This window comes from Streptomyces sp. 147326, from assembly GCF_045000215.1.
GTDB lineage: Bacteria > Actinomycetota > Actinomycetes > Streptomycetales > Streptomycetaceae > Streptomyces.
On sequence record NZ_CP134201.1, the window covers coordinates 3,410,977 to 3,426,007 of the forward strand.

Sequence of the window (15,031 nt, forward strand, 5' to 3'; positions counted from 1 at the left end):
TCACCCTGCCCGCAGCCCGTTTCCGCGACCGGAAACGGGCCCTTCGGCAGGTCTACGCGCGTCCGATTTGCTGATCACATATCGGAAAACACCAGCCGGAAAAGCCGCACTTGGAGCATTGACCACAACTGCGCCCCCAATGCAATCAACCACCCCTTCGTCGGGAGAGAATTCCGGCCAACGGGCACATCCAGATACACCTCAGCCCGGAGCAACTCATAAGTAACAACGAGATTCAAAAGAAAATCAGGGGAATACACCCGTGCGACGAAGAATCTTCGGCACGACCGCCACCACGGTCGTGCTCGGCCTGTTGATGCCTCTGTCCGGATGTGGTGGCTCCGGAGACAGTGCAGGTGACGGGGGGACGCTGCACCTGATCGCCGCCGAATACGGAGACAGCCCGGCCACCAGTTCCAAGCCCTACTGGGACAAGATGACGGCTGCTTTCACCGAGGCCAATCCCGGAATCAAGGTCGACGTCAAGCTCCTGCCGTGGGCCGACATCGACCGCGAGGTCTCCCGCATGGTCAAGGCCGGCAAGGCGCCGGATGTCGCGCTCATGGGCTCTTACTCCGACTTCGCCGCCCAGGGTCAGCTCTATCCCGCGGACGAACTCCTCTCGGTCACCGGTGAGGCGAATTTCCTCCAGCCGCTCGCCGACGCCGGCTCGGTCGGCAACACCCTCTACGGCCTGCCCTTCGTGGCGAGCAGCCGCCTCCTCTTCTACAACCAGGCGCTCTTCACCAAGGCCGGCATCAAGGAACCCCCGAAGACCTGGTCCGACCTCAAGGCCGCCGCGAAGGCGCTCAAGGACAAGGGCGTGGCGTACCCGTACGCGCTGCCCCTCGGCCCGGAAGAGGCGCACGCCGAGGCGATGATCTGGGAGCTGAGCAACGGCGGCGGCTACGCCGACAGCGCCGGCAACTACGCCCTGGCCTCCGAGCAGAACATCAAGACGTGGAGCTGGGTCAAGGAGCAACTGGTCGCCCCCGGTCTCACCGGCCCCACCCCGCCCTCCCAGCTCAACCGCGCCGACGCCTTCGCCGCCTTCCTGCGCGGCGAGGTCGGCATGCTCAACGGCTACCCGTCGCTGGCCCACGAGGCGCGCGGCAAGGGCATCAGCGTCGGCACCATCGCCATGCCCGTCTCGGACAACCTCGGGGTCGGCGAGAACCCGCCGGCCGTCGGCGTGGCCGACTGGATGATGGCCTTCAGGCAGAACGGGAAGCGCGCGGAGATCGCCAAGTTCCTGGACTTCATCTACCAGGACGAGAACCTGACGGAATTCGCCAACCGCTACCACCTGCTGCCGTCCACCGTCACCGCATCGCGCACCCCGGCCGGCGGCGGTCTGGACAAGAACGACCAGCAGTTCCTGGACGCGCTGCGCGGCGCCCAGCTCTACCCGGTCAACGACCCGGCCTGGCTGACGGTCAGCGACACCATCAAGCGCAACATCGGCCGCGCCGTGGAACCGGCCGGCGACCCGAAGGGCGTCCTCGAGGACATCGCCGCCCAGGCGAACCAGGCCGCCAAGAAGCACTGAAAGATCCCGACACGGGACCTTCGACTCCTGCCGCAGAGCATCCCGTGCGGCACCATGGCCACTACGGCACTTGATCCAAGGCCGCGGCCCAGTCGCCCGCCGAGCACCCACAAGGTGCGCGGGGCGGCCGGACCCCACCCGTCAGCGCTGCTGTCCGTGGTTCGAAGCGAACGCCGTCCGGTACTGCTCGCAGCTGGAGTTCCAGCGCAGCGTGCCCGTGAGCGTCCCGTAGCCCGAGCGCGTGAGCGACCACTCCACCGCGTACTCACCGGTGTCGCACGCGATCCGCCTGGCGCCCGCGACCTTCTCCCGCCCGGTCGCCGACTTCCCCGTCAGCTCCTTGCGCACCTGCGCCACCTCGTCCCCCTTGGCCGTCCGCAGCACGGCGCGCACGACGATCGGTTGCGAGCCCTCTTTGACCGTCACCGCCTTCTTCACCACCGTCGAGTCCGACACCGACCAGGCGAACTCGTAGGAGGGCAGCCACGCCAGCGTCTTGGGGTCGGCTGCCTGGCGCTCGTAGTCCGGCGCGCCCGAGGGGCCGGGGCGGGTGACCGTCTTGTACTGGACCCCCGGGTAGAAGCGGAACTGCCCTTCCACCTTGTGCATCTCGTCCTTGGTCCACATCGACTTCATGCCCTTCTCGCCGCCCGCCGGGTCCTGGAGGTACGGCGCCTCCGCGGCGGTGGCCGGCTGGCCGAGGACGGGGGCGAGGGCCGCCGCGGCGGTGGCGAGGGCGAGAGCGGCGATGCGGGTGCGCTTCATGCCCGGCCCAACGGGGCCCCGCGGCGGGCCGGAACGACGCCGGGCCCGCTTTCACCCGTACGGGAGGGCCGGAACACCGGATCGTCGATTCCGCTTCCCCACGCGCCGCGGCGGCGCGACGGCCGGCCGGACCTCAGGCCTGACCGGTCTCGAAACGGCTGATCATGCCGCCCTGGGTGACGGTGAAGCGCCAGGCGGTGCGCATCTCGCCCCAGGTGTCGTTGCGGTAGCTGACGAGGAGGGAGCGGCCGCCGTCGGACTCGGACTGGACGTCCATGTGGCCGCCGGAGTCGAAGATCTCCCGGTCGATCCACTCGTGCAGGTCGCGGTCGGAGCCGTCGTCGGACATGGTCGCGTCGGGGGTCAGGAGCGCCAGGAAGGCGTCCTTGTCGTGCGCGTTGACAGCGGCGACGAGGGCGCCGACCGCGGGGTCGGACAGTTTGCCGGGGGCGATGGCCACAGGAGCCTCCTGAGGGTGCGTACGTGCGTCCGACCAGGGAACAACGCGGGCGGGTCCGCGCGGTCGACCCTCACCCGTTCGCCGGGCGGACGGCGTGTCAGGGGGCGGTACGGACCGGGAAGCCGGTCGGCCGGCCCTGCTCCCCCAGCCAGTCCAGCACCTGGTCGAGGGCGTCGACGGTCTGCGCGCGATTGCCGCCGCCGTCGTGGAAGAGCACCGTCGGACCGTTGCCGATCTCGCGCTTCACGGCGTCGACGATGGCGGCCGTGCCGGGCTTGCCGAAGTCCTTCGTGTCGACGTTCCAGCCGAGCGGCCGCATGCCGTGCGCGGCGGCGATGCGCCGGCTGTCCGGGGTGAACGCGCCGCCGGGGGCCCGGTAGTACTCCACTTTCGCGCCGCTGCCCGCGGCTTCCTCGATCAGCTTCTTCGCGTCCAGGATCTGCTGCTCCTGGTAGGCGACGGGCTTCTTGTCCATGGCGGTGTCGTGGTCCATGGTGTGGTCGCAGAGCCGGTGACCGGCCGCGACCACCTTCTTGACGAGGTCGGGGTGGGCCTTGGCCTGCGGCCCGACCATGCAGAAGGTCGCCTTGACGTCGTGCCGCTGGAGGACCTCCAGCACCTTCGGGGTCCATCGGGGGTCGGGGCCGTCGTCGATGGTGATGTTGACGGCGTTCCCGCCGGCCTCCGACGCGTGGGCTATGTCCTCGGGTATCGCCTGCGGCTGCGCCCCGGCGGCCCCACCGGTGTCCGCCGGCCGGGACACGTTCTGCTGCGTGGCCGCCTTCCCCGGCTCCACCAGGGTCGCCACCCCCCACACGGTCGCCGCGACGGCGGCGGCCGAGGCCACGACGACGGCACCGGTCCGAATGCCCCGCTTGCTCTCTCCCGTCAAGAACCTCATGAAGTGTCCACTCCCCATCCGCTTTGTGAGCGTTCCGTGGATCAGGACGTCCATCACCACCGAGGAGTTCCAGTCAATTAGCCCTTAAATTCCATGTAATGACACCAAAGTGACTGATGGGACTTTAGTCCTCATCCCAACTTCCGCCGGATGCGGCCACAATGACACCCCATGGACGACGGATCGAAGTGGCCGGTGGACAAACTGACCGCACTCCGGCTCGGCAGGAGGCTGGTCACGGAAGTCCCGGCCTCCCGCCCGGACCGCCGCGCCTTCGTGGACATCACCCCCGTGAACGCCGGCTACCGCCTGACCCACCGGGAGTACGACGGCGAGCGCATCGAGGGCTTCGACTACGACATCGGCGCGGCCCTCATCAGGTCCGCCACCGCCACGAACGAACGGGACCTTGCCACCACCCTCACCACGTGGCACCTCCACCCCGGCCTCTTCGACCACCCCTGGAACACCGAAGACCCCAGATAACGCGCAGCACGCCGAACGCAACACGGTTCGGCCCTCCGACCCCCAGGGTGGTTTCGCCGGGGCTGGGTGTGCGCCGGGGCGCTCCCCGCAGGGCGCCGAACGCAATCCCCTCGGCCCTCCGACCCCCCGCCACGTTCGGCGCCCGAGGAGACGCCCCGGGGCGCGCCCGGCCCCACCCCTCAGACCGCCCGAGCGGCGCAGCCGACCGCCCCCGGCCCTTCGGCCGCCCCCGGCGAAGCCATCCCCGGCCACAGGGGCGGGCCGGACACGCCAACAGGCGGCACCACCGACCGCCGGTGGTACCGCCTGTTGGTCTTCGTTCAGCGAGCGACGGACTCCTGCGCCGCAGGGGCGACTGCTTCGCCGCCCTCGGGCTCGGCATCGGCCGTCGGCGCCGGCCCCGCCCCCCGGAGCGGAACCTCCTTCACGAACCAGGCCGCCGCGAACCCCAGTACGGCGATGCCCGCGCCGAGCAGGAACGCCGAGTGCGTACCCGCGGCCACCGCGTGCTGGTAGGCGTCCCGCACGACCTCCGGCAGCTTCGCCAGGCTCGCCGCGTCCAACTGCGCGGACCCCGCGGCCCCGGCCGCCTCCGGCCCCAGCCGCTCGGACATGGTGTCCGTGACGCGGCTGGTGAAGAGCGAACCCATCAGCGCGACGCCGAAGGAGCCGCCGAGCGTACGGAACAGGGTCGCCGAGGACGAGGCGACGCCCATGTCCTTCATCTCGACGCTGTTCTGCGCGACCAACATGGTGATCTGCATCAGGAAGCCGAGCCCGGCACCGAGGACGGCCATGTACACACCCGACATGAGCCGGGTGGTGTCGGTGTCCATCGTCGCGAGCAGGAACAGTCCGACGACCATCAGCGCGCCGCCGACGATCGGGAAGATCTTGTACTTGCCGCTGTTGGTGGTGACGCGGCCCGCGATCAGCGAGACGACCATCATCGAGAGCAGCATCGGCAGCAGGAGCAGGCCCGAGTTGGTCGCGGAGGCACCCTGCACCGACTGCTGGAACAGCGGCAGGTACAGCACGCCGCCGAACATCGCGAAGCCGACCAGGAAGCCGATCACGGACATCAGGGTGAAGTTGCGGCTGCGGAAGATGTGCAGCGGCATGACCGGCTCTTCGGCCTTGGTCTCGGCGTAGAGGAAGGCCGCGGTCGACAGCACGCCGACGACGATCAGACCGATGACCTGGCCGGAGCCCCAGGCGTACTCGGTGCCGCCCCACGTCGTGACGAGGACGGTGGAGGTGATGGCGATGGTCAGCAGCGCCGCGCCGAGGTAGTCGATCTTCGGGCGGACCCCCGGCTGCGTCTTCTTGGGCAGGTGCAGCACCGCCGTCACCATGGCGAGCGCCACGGCGCCGAGCGGAAGGTTGATGTAAAAGGACCAGCGCCAGCCCATGTGGTCGGTGATGGTGCCGCCGACGAGCGGGCCGCCGATCATGGCGAGGGCCATCACGCCGGCCATCATGCCCTGGTACTTGCCGCGCTCACGGGGCGGGATCAGGTCGCCGATGATCGCCATGACGCCGACCATCAGACCGCCGGCGCCGAGACCCTGGATGGCGCGGAAGCCGATCAGCTGTCCCATGTCCTGGGCCATTCCGCTGAGCGCAGAGCCGATCAGGAAGATGACGATCGAGGTGAGGAAGGAACCCTTCCGCCCGTACATGTCGCCGATCTTGCCCCAGATGGGAGTGGAGGCCGCGGTGGCCAGCGTGTACGCGGTGACCACCCACGAGAGGTGCTCCAGGCCGCCCAGCTCGCCGACGATCGTCGGCATCGCGGTGCCGATGATCATGTTGTCGAGCATCGCGAGCAGCATCGCGATCATGAGTGCCATGAGGACGACCCGTACGCTGCGCGGCTTCACCTCCTCCGAGGTCCCCGCAGGCTTGACTGTGTCCACCATGTCCACTCCCCTGGCCCTACTTCTCATACTGAGCACTTGGTCTTCGTCCCGCACCGGCACTTACTTGCCGCCCGGCTAGTTCACTACACTGGGGACGGTAGACCCGTAACTAGCCGGGCGTCAAGTAAGTAATTGGGGAGAGCCATGTCCAGCAGCAGTCCGCAGCGCCGCCGTGGCGACACGCGTCAGCGCATCCAGGACGTCGCACTGGAGCTCTTCGTCGAGCAGGGGTACGAGAAGACGTCGCTGCGCGAGATCGCGGAGCGGCTGGAGGTCACGAAGGCGGCGCTGTACTACCACTTCAAGACCAAGGAAGACATCATCATCAGCCTCTTCGAGGACCTGACGCGGCCCATCGACGAGCTGATCACGTGGGCGGAGGGGCAGCCGCGCACCCTGGAGACCAAGCGCGAGGTGCTGCGGCGCTACAGCGAGGCGATGGCGGCGGGCGCGGCGCTGTACCGGTTCATGCAGGAGAACCAGGCGACCACGCGCGAGCTGAGCATCGGCGAGACGGTCAAGAAGCGGCTCTTCGCCCTGGTGGAACTCCTCCGCACGCAGGACGGCCCGCTGGAGGACCAGGTCCGCTGCGTCAGCGCGCTGTTCACCCTGCACGCCGGAATGATGTTCCTGCAGCACGTGGAGGGCGACCCGGAGGAGACCCGCCTGGCAGCCCTGGCGGTCGCCACGGACCTCATCACCCAGGCCCACCACGAGGTGTGACAGCCGACCCGGCCCGCCCCCGACGGGCCGGTTTCGGCGGGCGGTGGGCTCAGCTACCCGCCGCCGGCGGGGTGGTGGCGGACCAGAAATCGTCCTGCACGTCCGGCCGCTGCGGGAACTCGCCGCTTCGGTCGGGGGTGTTGGGCTTGCTTGTGGGTTGCTGAACCGAGGAATCGGTCAGGCAGGGGGTGGCCGATTCCAGGAAGAACTGCCCCTTGCCGCCGACCTTCACGGTGAGGATGTAGCCGTCCGGGGTCTCGGCGTAGACGGCGGGCACCTCCGCGTCGTTCCGGACACCTTTGATCTTGTAGCCGCGGCCCTTCCAGTCACGTTCGATCACTCCCAGGAGAGCGCCACGGCGCTGCTCGGAGACGATGGTCATGACGGTGATGATCCGCTTGGCCGACCCCGTACCGGTGGCTGCGCCGGCCACGCCCTTGGTGCAGCCGGCGTCGCTGGCCGGGCCGTGGTTCCACTTCAGTTCGGGCCGCACGGCGGCCAGGGTCTCCTGGAGGATGGCGTCGGCGCGCTCGGCGCCCTGCTGCATGTTCATGGTGGTCTTCCTGTCGGCCTGTCCGCTACCGCTCGGCCCGCAACTGCCGGCGAAGGCGACAAGCGCCAGCGAACAGGCTGCCGAGCGTAGGACTCGCGTGATCTTGAGGTGTCGTCGGCCGGGTCTCATCGATGTTCCTCGGTCACAATCTTGTCGGACTTGCCTGAGACGACCAGCGCGATGTTGTCGGCGGACATGGCGTCCTTGTTCGGGTTGAAGTAATTGGAATGCGCGTCCATGGGGCCCTGTCCCTCGATGACGGGAAGGGGCCCGTCGTCGACCAGAAAGCGCTTGGCTCCGAACTCCCTGCGTGCCGGATCCGTGCCGAAGTAGTTCTGGCTGTCGTCGGTGACGGCATCGCCCACGAGGAAACCGTGGACGCCGCCGGCAGCGCCTCCGATGAGCGCTCCGCCCACCGAACCGAGCGGCCCGAGGACCGATCCTGCCACGCCGCCGGCGACGGCACCCGCTCCGGCACCCACCTGCATCGCCCCGGACTGCACCTTGTTCGGGGCCATGGACACGGGGTCATGGTCGGAAGCCCCCACGAACACGTGGTCCTTACCCACACCCAGCTGATCGGCGCGCTGGGCGCCGGTGCCGGGGCTGCCCACCAGGACGATGTCGTCGACGCCCGGGATCCCACCGCTCTGCAGCGCCGCCTGGCCCACGGTCAGCGATCCGTACGAGTGGCCGATGGCAGTGACGTGGGGGTCGGGGTTCTGGTTGGTGGCACTGATCCCCGCCATGAACTGGTTGTACGCGGGCGCACCCTTCTCGGCGTGCTCCTTGAACATGACGTCCGTATTGTCGATCACGCGTGCCGCGGGCAGCTGCGGCGCGTCGTAGCCGAGCCAGACGATCGACGCGGAGCTGCCATCGTGAATCCGGGCGCCAATGGCGGTGTCGCGGGCGCGCGTGAGGTCGTTCCGAGCGAACTCCGGGTCCAGTGCCGTGCCCAGCCCGGGTATGTACGCGGATACGTTCCGCGACGTGTCGGGGTTGCCGTAGGCCACGATGGCCCGGCCTCCGCCTTGGTCGCCGATGCCCAGCAGGTACATCGGCGGGTCCTTGGGCCCCGGGTTCCGCAGCTGGTCGTCGATCGAGCGCATGCCCGCCAGCTGGGTCTGGGACTTCTCGTCGCTCTGCTCCGACAGCTTGCCGATCAGCATCTGCAGGTTGTCGCGGTTCGCCTCGTCCCGCACCTCGGACGGGACGCCGTCCAGATTGCCGATCACATCGGGATAGGTGGCCAGGAGCTCGGCCCGCTGGTCGTCGCTCAGGCCCTTCCACCAGCTGCTGCGGTCGGCCGGGGAGCTGCCCTCCGGGATGGTGTCGCGCAGGTAGTCCGCGGCCTCCTTCCGGACGACCGCCGCGTCGCCCGCCGCGTCGGCCCAGGTGGCCTCCGTGACGTCGAGCCCTTCCGGGGCCTTGAGGCGATGGAGAGCCTGGGTGAAGCGGGAGTCCACGCCCTGGGCCGCCTTCATCACGTCCAGGATGCGCGTGGCGATCTCCTGGGCGAGGCCGTGGTTGGGGTTCGCGTTGGTGGGGAACGGCGCCTTGCCCAGCGGGTGGGTGTCCGCGCCCTGGAGGTACAGCGGCTTGTCGACGCCCCGTACGGAGCCGCCCGGCGCGGGTTCCTTGGTCAGGAAGTTCTCGCCCCCAGGCGGGTACTGCACCGATCCGTCCGGATGCACGGTGAAGCCGCGGGCCGATGCGTCCTCCAGTGCCGCCTTGAGGCGCACCTGCTCCTCGGCGAGCTCGTGGGCCAGGGAATTCAGCGTGGTGCGGACGAGACCGCATTCGGTGTGGATGAAGTCGAAGTTCCGGTCGACCCGCCTCAGCCGATCGCGCGCCGCTGCCGCCGACACGCCCTTCTGGTCCTCCAGCGACTTGATCATCCCTACGCTGATCCGGTCGCGCCCCGCGTCCGCCCGGGTGCTGACATCGGCCCACGCCGCTGCCGCCTCGGTGAACTCCTGGGTCTTCAGATCACGCAACTGATGCCAGGTCAGGGTCACTTCGAGGCATCCTGATGCGTGACGAGGTACGAGAACTTGAGCCGGTTGTTCTCGTCGATCTCGCCGATCTCCCGCGCAACGTTCCGCAGGGCGGACTGCACCGACCCGCACTCGTCGCGTACGGCGGCCACCCGCTTCTCCCAGGAGGCGCGGACCGCGGCCAGCGCGGCGGTGGCGGAGAGTCCCGCCGTACCGGCCTCGACGCCCTCGTGGGCGGCGGCCATCTTGCCCAGGCCCTCCGCAGTGGTGATGCGCAACTCGCCGGCCGCGACCGCGGCCTTGGACCAGGGACCGCCGGAGTGGGCCAGGTCCTCGCCGCCGCCACCGCCGGGGGCGTCCGCCGAAGCGAGCCTCATCGCCGCCGGTTCGCCGAACAACTCCTGCCAGCGCGCCGGCAGAACCGCCTCTGTACTCATGCGCTGTGCCGCTCCTCCGGGGCGCTCCCCGCGCCTACGCCTCGTACAAAACCGACACCCACCTCTCGAAGGCAAGTTCAGCGGGCGGCGATGTGGGCATTGACCTGCGATGACGTCGCAGCCGGGGTCGGGGCGGGCAAGGCGCGGGCGTACTCAGATCCAGGCCCGGCGCCTGAGCCGGAGCACCCACCGGGCCCGGCGCCGGGGCGTGGGCGGATCAGAGCAGGCGGCGGTCCTCGGCGCTGATCGGCACGTCGTTGATGCTCGCCTCGCGCCGCCTCATCAGGCCCTCGTCGTCGAACTCCCACTGCTCGTTGCCGTGGCTGCGGAACCACTGGCCGGCGGCGTCGTGCCACTCGTACTCGAAGCGGACCGAGATGCGGTTGCCGGTGAAGGCCCAAAGCTCCTTGCGGAGGCGGTAGTCGAGCTCGCGCTCCCACTTCGCGGCGAGGAACTCGCGGATCTCGGCGCGGCCGGTGAGGAACCGGTCGCGGTTGCGCCAGACCGAATCCTCCGTGTACGCGAGGGCGACGCGCTCGGGATCCCGGCTGTTCCAGGCGTCCTCGGCGGCCTGGACCTTGGCGCGGGCGGACTCTTCGGTGAAGGGGGGCAGGGGCGGACGTGTCACAGCGGATCCTCCGAAGGGACGAACGGTGAGAACGCTCGTTCTCATCGTATGAGAACGAGCGTTCTCGTCGCAAGGGGAAACGGGCTACCCTGCCCTCATGGACGACGAAGAGGCACGGACCCGACTGCTGGACGCGGCGGAGGAGCTGTTCTACCGGCACGGCATCCAGGCCGTCGGCATGGACCGCATCCGCACCGCTTCCGGGGTCCCCCTCAAGCGGCTGTACCGACTCTTCCCGGCGAAGGAATCCCTGGTCACGGCCTATCTGGAACGCCGCGACCGGCGCTGGCTGACCCACCTCCGCGACGCGGTCACCGGCACCCCGGACCCGGTCCTCGCCGTCTTCGACTGGCTGGCGCAGTGGTTCTCGGAGCCGGACTTCCGGGGCTGCGCCTTCCTCAACGCGTACGGGGAACTGGGCGCGGCCGCCCCGGAGATCGTCCGCGTCCACAAGGCGGAGCTCCACGCCCTGCTGGCCGACCTGACCGCCGATCCCGCCCTCGCCGACCGGCTCCTCATCCTGACCGAGGGGGCGACGGCGGTGGCGGCCCTCACCCCCGGCCCGGAGCCGGCCCACCGGGCCCGGGAAATCGCCGAGCTCCTCCTGAGGGAGTGATGCAGGTCACTCCCTCTCGCCCCGCCGGGCTGTCACATCCGGGCCGCGTATTCCGTCAGAGCTGTGTAACCGTCCGCACGGCAAGGAGATCACGATGGAAGCGCGTCTCAACTTTTACGGCAACGCGGTCGCGACCAAGTTCGGCCGGTACATCAACTCCGCGGGCAAGGTCATCTCGGACTCGACCCTGCCGCACGCCACGCAGGAGCTGGTGAAGCTCCGGGCCAGCCAGATCAACGGCTGCGGCTTCTGCACCGACATGCACTTCAAGGACGCCTCGCACGCCGGGGAGGACCCGGTGCGGCTCAACCTGGTCGCGGCCTGGCGCGAGGCGAAGGTGTTCACCGACGCCGAGCGGGCGGCCCTGGAGCTGACCGAGCAGGGCACCCGCATCGCCGACGCGGCCGGCGGGGTCACGGACGAAGCCTGGGCCGAGGCCGCCAAGTACTACGACGAGGACCAGCTGGCCGCGCTGGTCTCCCTCATCGCGCTGATCAACACGTACAACCGCATGAACGTGATCGTCCAGCAGCCGGCGGGCGACTACCAGCCGGGCCAGTTCGCCTGATCCCCGGCCCGGACCCCCGGTCCGGCCCCGACCGGGGAGGGGCCGGACCGGAGGTCCGGGCCGGGTACGCGTACTCACGACAGGACCGCGGATCCTCCCGACCATGGAGGGAACCCACACGTCCCGGGGAGAACCGATGACCGCCCGCACGCTCGCCCGCCTGACCTTCGGGAACCCCGCTTCGGCGATCTACCTGGGCCTCGTCGGTGCCGCCGTGGCTCTCGCGACGGCCCTCACGCTGTTCGCCCCGGACCCCGGGTTCATATGGGTGTTCCCTGCCCTGTTCGCGTTCCCGCTGTTCCTCTTCGTGGCGCTGGCCCACGGAGGAGAACCGCCCGCCACGTGGCTCTTCCTCACCGAACTCGTCCTGTGCGTACTGGCCCAGTCGCTCGCCCTCGGCACGATGGTGGAGGCCTCCCGCGGCCGCCTGCGCCGACGGCCGCGGGCCAGCTGACCAGCCGCTGGCCGGCTAGCCAGCGCTGCGGGGGAAGGTGATCTCGACGCGGCGGTTCTTCTTGCGGCCTTCCTCCGTGCTGTTGTCGGCGATCGGGTAGTCCTCGCTGTACCCGCGGACGTCGAAGACGACGCCGGGGTTGGTGACGGTCTTGGCGAGCTCCGCCTGCACGGCGTCGGCGCGCTGCTTGGACAGCTCCTTGCCGTGCTCGTAGCTGCCCTGGTCGTCGGTGAAGCCGAAGACCCTGACGCGGGTCGCCTTCTGCGTGTTGATCTCGGCGGCGATGGCCTGGATGCGGGCGGCGGCCTGCGCGTTGAAGACGGCGCTGTTCTCCGGGAACAGCACCTCGGACTGCAGCGCCATCATGACGGTCTGATTCGTCTCCTGCCGCCGCTGCTCCCCACCGAGGTCTTCGACGACCTCGGCGATGTCCAGCACCTTGACGGGGGCGAGCGTGCCTCCCTGCGGGATCTTCAGCCCGGGGGCGTTGGAGTCGATCGCCACGGGCGCAGAGGCGGAAGGCTCGGTGCCAGGTGGCACAGAGGGCTTCACGTCATCGGCATAGGCGGCAGTGGCCCCAATGAGGTGCGCTCCGGCGATAACGAGTGCAGAGACTATGACGGTTGCAGCTACTTGATGACGTGTAGTCATGGGGTCACCCAGAGATTTTGACAGCGGCCGTGGCGAAGGTCGGGAGGCTGAATTCCACCTCGGTGGTAGAAGCCGGCGGTGCTGGGAACTGGGCAAAGAAGGGGATGACCTGGCCGGCATCGACGCTGGAGACCCCAGTTGTGCACAAGCACCTGGACTCCGTGTCTCGAAGCACGTAGTAGCGCTTCTTGCCGGCCTTGTCGACAAGCGTTGCACCGGCGACCGATTCTCCAGTTCCCTTGAGTTCGATCCCACGCCAGGCAACGGTGTCCTTGTACGACTGGCTGCCCGTGTTCTTGATCTGCCCGGTCACGGTGAGGAAGCCTCCGGGATCGCGACGCGCTGAGTTGATCAACAGGGTCATCCCCTCCTGTCCGTTCAGCGTGGCAATGACCTCGGTGGGCTCCGAGCCCTGGCTAGCACTCGGTGCCGGGTTCTGAGAGCCCGACCCCTGAGACTGCGGCGTCGAGGACTTCTGCGGGTCCTTCGGCTTGTTGCTGTCGCCACCGCACCCGGCCAGCGTGAGGGCCATGACCGCCGCACTTACGACAGCCATTCCCCCACGGACCTTCACCATGCGCCGAATGCTCATCTATGAACGCTTCCTTGTCTCTCGTTCCTTGTCAGCCGACAAGTCGCACGCTGAACAGTCTTTTGGTCAATGCACTGCGCGAGCCGGGCTTCAACGGATCCAATTCGACCGGCTCCCCGTTGCACGTGAAGTTCACCGTTGGCGGAGGAGGCGTAGGCGCCGGCGACTCACCCCCAGCAGTCGAGGTCGGGGAAGGAGCCGGGGTGGCAACCGCGCCGAGTAGGCACTTCGGCTCGATCAAAGCCGTGGCCGTTGCAGTGCCGTGCATGCTGCCGGTCTCCGGAATCACCGACTCTCCGACTGTCCCGTTCGTCTTCACCGTGACGGTGAGTTTCGGGAGGAGGGAGGCATCACAGCCCGTCGCCTTTGCGTCGTTCTTCGCCGCGAATGCTTCCGCCGCCACGCAGGCTTGATCAGCTTTGAAGAAGTCCCCATCGACGATCTTCTGCCAGTCCGCAGGCTTCAATGCGGCGAGGTCAAGACCGATCAGTACCCTGTCCCTGGCCTCACGCCCAGCAGCCAAGGCCGCAGCATCCGCGGCCCCCTGGGCATTGCTTCGCGTAACCGACGCCTGACCGATGACGAAGAAGGCGAGCGCGGCGAAGAGCAAGCCCGCCACTACCACCACATAGATGGGAAACGCCTGCCCCCCGTCACGCCCAGGCTTCCCGCCAGCATCCACTAGCCGGCTTTGATGTCCGTCACCGCCTGCTTGATCCGCTTCGTGATCTCCGATCCGACTCCGGAACCGACGATCGCTCCAACGATCACGATGACCACCAAGATGATGCCCAGGTATTCGAAGGCGGTCTGGCCGCGGTCGCGGTTCGCGTGGCGCTTGCGGAGCCTCGTCGTGGCCGTCTCCGTCCAGCCGTTCACCCTGATCCGTGCCTCCACGGCGGCCTTCAGCAGCGTGTTCTGTGACATGGGGGTTCCCTCCCGGGCCGGTACCGGTGTCGATCTGCGGACGGTACGGCGAGTCACCAGTCGTCACCAAGGGTCCCGGGACCCAATTACGGACCCACTGCGCACTCTGTCTACCCATGACCGGTCACTCCTGGACGGGCGGTTCCCAGCCAGCGGGCTATCGCCTCACTGCGCGTGGCGCTCTGGAGCTTCGCGAAGATGCGGTTGATGTGGTTCTTGACCGTCTTCTCGCTGATGAAGCAGGCGGCCGCGATCTGCTGATTGCTCATCCCGGACGCGATCAGATCCATGATCTCCACCTCCCGGGAACTCAGCCCGAAGACAACAGAGTTGTGCATCCGCTCAGAAGACTGTGCCACAGCTCGTTGCGGATGCGAAGAGGACCGGAGTTCCGCGAGCAGCGCGCTCGCGGCCGTCGGGGTGAAGTGGGGGCGGCCCAGTGGGGCGTCCCGTACCGCCCTCAGCAGCTCGTCCGTCGTGAACTCGCCGTGCACGAGGTAGCCGCCGGCGCCCAACGACAGGGCCTCGCAGATGATTTCGGCTTCCCTGCTGTACGTCAGCATCAGTACGGGAGCCAGCTGCACCAGGTGCGGCAGAGCGGATATCCCGTCCACGCCGGGCATCCGGACGTCCAGCAGGATCACGTCCGGGGCGTGCCGGCGGGTCAGGCTCAGTGCCTCGCGGCCGTCCTCCGCCTGGGCCGTCACGTCCAGGTCCTCGGCCGCGCACAGGATGGCCGCCAGGCCCGCCCTGATGACCGGGTTGCCGTCGGCGATGAGCACGCTCAGCCGTGCCATGG

Annotated in this window: 19 protein-coding genes; 6 read left to right on the forward strand and 13 right to left on the reverse strand. The window is 68.6% G+C overall.

Translation table 11 applies throughout. From position 1 onward, the window contains the following. The first annotated feature begins 262 nt into the window (after positions 1–262). Entirely contained in the window at positions 263–1,549 is a 1,287-nt protein-coding gene (locus RIU97_RS14935) for an extracellular solute-binding protein (protein WP_404956983.1), read from the forward strand. Between the two features lie 141 nt (positions 1,550–1,690). Here RIU97_RS14935 and RIU97_RS14940 read toward each other — a convergent pair whose 3' ends face one another. The 3 genes from RIU97_RS14940 to RIU97_RS14950 form a co-directional block, all read right to left on the reverse strand. Further along, positions 1,691–2,314, reverse strand: coding sequence for a hypothetical protein (locus RIU97_RS14940; protein ID WP_404956985.1), 624 nt, complete (start codon positions 2,312–2,314; stop codon positions 1,691–1,693). 133 nt (positions 2,315–2,447) lie between these two features. Then, on the reverse strand, positions 2,448–2,774 hold the full coding sequence (locus tag RIU97_RS14945) for a nuclear transport factor 2 family protein (protein ID WP_319731155.1): 327 nt from the start codon (positions 2,772–2,774) through the stop codon (positions 2,448–2,450). Positions 2,775–2,871: 97 nt separating this feature from the next. Further along, positions 2,872–3,675: a polysaccharide deacetylase family protein gene (locus RIU97_RS14950; protein WP_404956988.1), complete on the reverse strand. Its 804-nt coding sequence runs from the start codon at positions 3,673–3,675 to the stop codon at positions 2,872–2,874. A 171-nt stretch (positions 3,676–3,846) separates the two neighbouring features. Between RIU97_RS14950 and RIU97_RS14955 the strand changes: the two genes are divergently transcribed. Beyond that, positions 3,847–4,161, forward strand: a complete 315-nt coding sequence (locus tag RIU97_RS14955; RefSeq protein WP_404956990.1) for a hypothetical protein — start codon at positions 3,847–3,849, stop codon at positions 4,159–4,161. 320 nt (positions 4,162–4,481) lie between these two features. Here RIU97_RS14955 and RIU97_RS14960 read toward each other — a convergent pair whose 3' ends face one another. After that, on the reverse strand, positions 4,482–6,083 hold the full coding sequence (locus RIU97_RS14960) for an MDR family MFS transporter (protein WP_404956992.1): 1,602 nt from the start codon (positions 6,081–6,083) through the stop codon (positions 4,482–4,484). A 144-nt stretch (positions 6,084–6,227) separates the two neighbouring features. Between RIU97_RS14960 and RIU97_RS14965 the strand changes: the two genes are divergently transcribed. Then, the gene (locus RIU97_RS14965; protein ID WP_404956994.1) at positions 6,228–6,806 is read left to right on the forward strand and encodes a TetR/AcrR family transcriptional regulator; all 579 of its coding nucleotides are present in this window, start codon (positions 6,228–6,230) and stop codon (positions 6,804–6,806) included. 49 nt (positions 6,807–6,855) lie between these two features. Here the strand turns inward: RIU97_RS14965 and RIU97_RS14970 are convergent, their stop codons facing one another. From RIU97_RS14970 to RIU97_RS14985, 4 genes are all read right to left on the reverse strand, one after another. Continuing rightward, positions 6,856–7,359 carry a hypothetical protein gene (locus tag RIU97_RS14970; protein ID WP_404956996.1) on the reverse strand — a complete coding sequence of 168 codons (504 nt, stop codon included), beginning with the start codon at positions 7,357–7,359 and terminating at the stop codon, positions 6,856–6,858. A 125-nt stretch (positions 7,360–7,484) separates the two neighbouring features. Then, on the reverse strand, positions 7,485–9,380 hold the full coding sequence (locus RIU97_RS14975) for an alpha/beta hydrolase (protein WP_404956998.1): 1,896 nt from the start codon (positions 9,378–9,380) through the stop codon (positions 7,485–7,487). Further along, positions 9,377–9,796 carry a hypothetical protein gene (locus tag RIU97_RS14980; RefSeq protein WP_404957000.1) on the reverse strand — a complete coding sequence of 140 codons (420 nt, stop codon included), beginning with the start codon at positions 9,794–9,796 and terminating at the stop codon, positions 9,377–9,379. Before RIU97_RS14980 ends, RIU97_RS14975 begins: the two co-directional genes overlap by 4 nt. 217 nt (positions 9,797–10,013) lie before the next feature. Beyond that, the gene (locus RIU97_RS14985; RefSeq protein WP_404957003.1) at positions 10,014–10,424 is read right to left on the reverse strand and encodes a DUF1348 family protein; all 411 of its coding nucleotides are present in this window, start codon (positions 10,422–10,424) and stop codon (positions 10,014–10,016) included. Positions 10,425–10,521: 97 nt separating this feature from the next. Here RIU97_RS14985 and RIU97_RS14990 point away from each other — a divergent pair, with 97 nt between their 5' ends. From RIU97_RS14990 to RIU97_RS15000, 3 genes are all read left to right on the forward strand, one after another. After that, positions 10,522–11,040 (forward strand): TetR/AcrR family transcriptional regulator, encoded by a 519-nt coding sequence (locus tag RIU97_RS14990; RefSeq protein ID WP_404957005.1) that lies wholly within the window; start codon positions 10,522–10,524, stop codon positions 11,038–11,040. Positions 11,041–11,134: 94 nt separating this feature from the next. After that, positions 11,135–11,608 (forward strand): carboxymuconolactone decarboxylase family protein, encoded by a 474-nt coding sequence (locus RIU97_RS14995; RefSeq protein WP_404957007.1) that lies wholly within the window; start codon positions 11,135–11,137, stop codon positions 11,606–11,608. A 136-nt stretch (positions 11,609–11,744) separates the two neighbouring features. Beyond that, a complete protein-coding gene (locus RIU97_RS15000) occupies positions 11,745–12,062 on the forward strand; it encodes an SCO4225 family membrane protein (protein WP_404957009.1) in 318 nt (105 codons plus the stop codon). 15 nt (positions 12,063–12,077) lie between these two features. Here the strand turns inward: RIU97_RS15000 and RIU97_RS15005 are convergent, their stop codons facing one another. The 5 genes from RIU97_RS15005 to RIU97_RS15025 form a co-directional block, all read right to left on the reverse strand. After that, on the reverse strand, positions 12,078–12,713 hold the full coding sequence (locus tag RIU97_RS15005) for an OmpA family protein (RefSeq protein ID WP_404957011.1): 636 nt from the start codon (positions 12,711–12,713) through the stop codon (positions 12,078–12,080). 4 nt (positions 12,714–12,717) lie between these two features. After that, the gene (locus RIU97_RS15010; protein WP_404957013.1) at positions 12,718–13,305 is read right to left on the reverse strand and encodes a hypothetical protein; all 588 of its coding nucleotides are present in this window, start codon (positions 13,303–13,305) and stop codon (positions 12,718–12,720) included. Between the two features lie 31 nt (positions 13,306–13,336). Further along, complete coding sequence (locus RIU97_RS15015; protein WP_404957015.1) at positions 13,337–13,987, reverse strand: pilus assembly protein TadG-related protein; 651 nt, start codon at positions 13,985–13,987, stop codon at positions 13,337–13,339. Next, complete coding sequence (locus tag RIU97_RS15020) at positions 13,987–14,232, reverse strand: hypothetical protein (protein ID WP_404957017.1); 246 nt, start codon at positions 14,230–14,232, stop codon at positions 13,987–13,989. The genes RIU97_RS15015 and RIU97_RS15020 overlap by 1 nt, the downstream gene beginning before the upstream one ends. 110 nt (positions 14,233–14,342) lie before the next feature. Continuing rightward, positions 14,343–15,029 carry a response regulator gene (locus RIU97_RS15025; protein ID WP_404957019.1) on the reverse strand — a complete coding sequence of 229 codons (687 nt, stop codon included), beginning with the start codon at positions 15,027–15,029 and terminating at the stop codon, positions 14,343–14,345. Between the last annotated feature and the right edge of the window lie 2 nt (positions 15,030–15,031).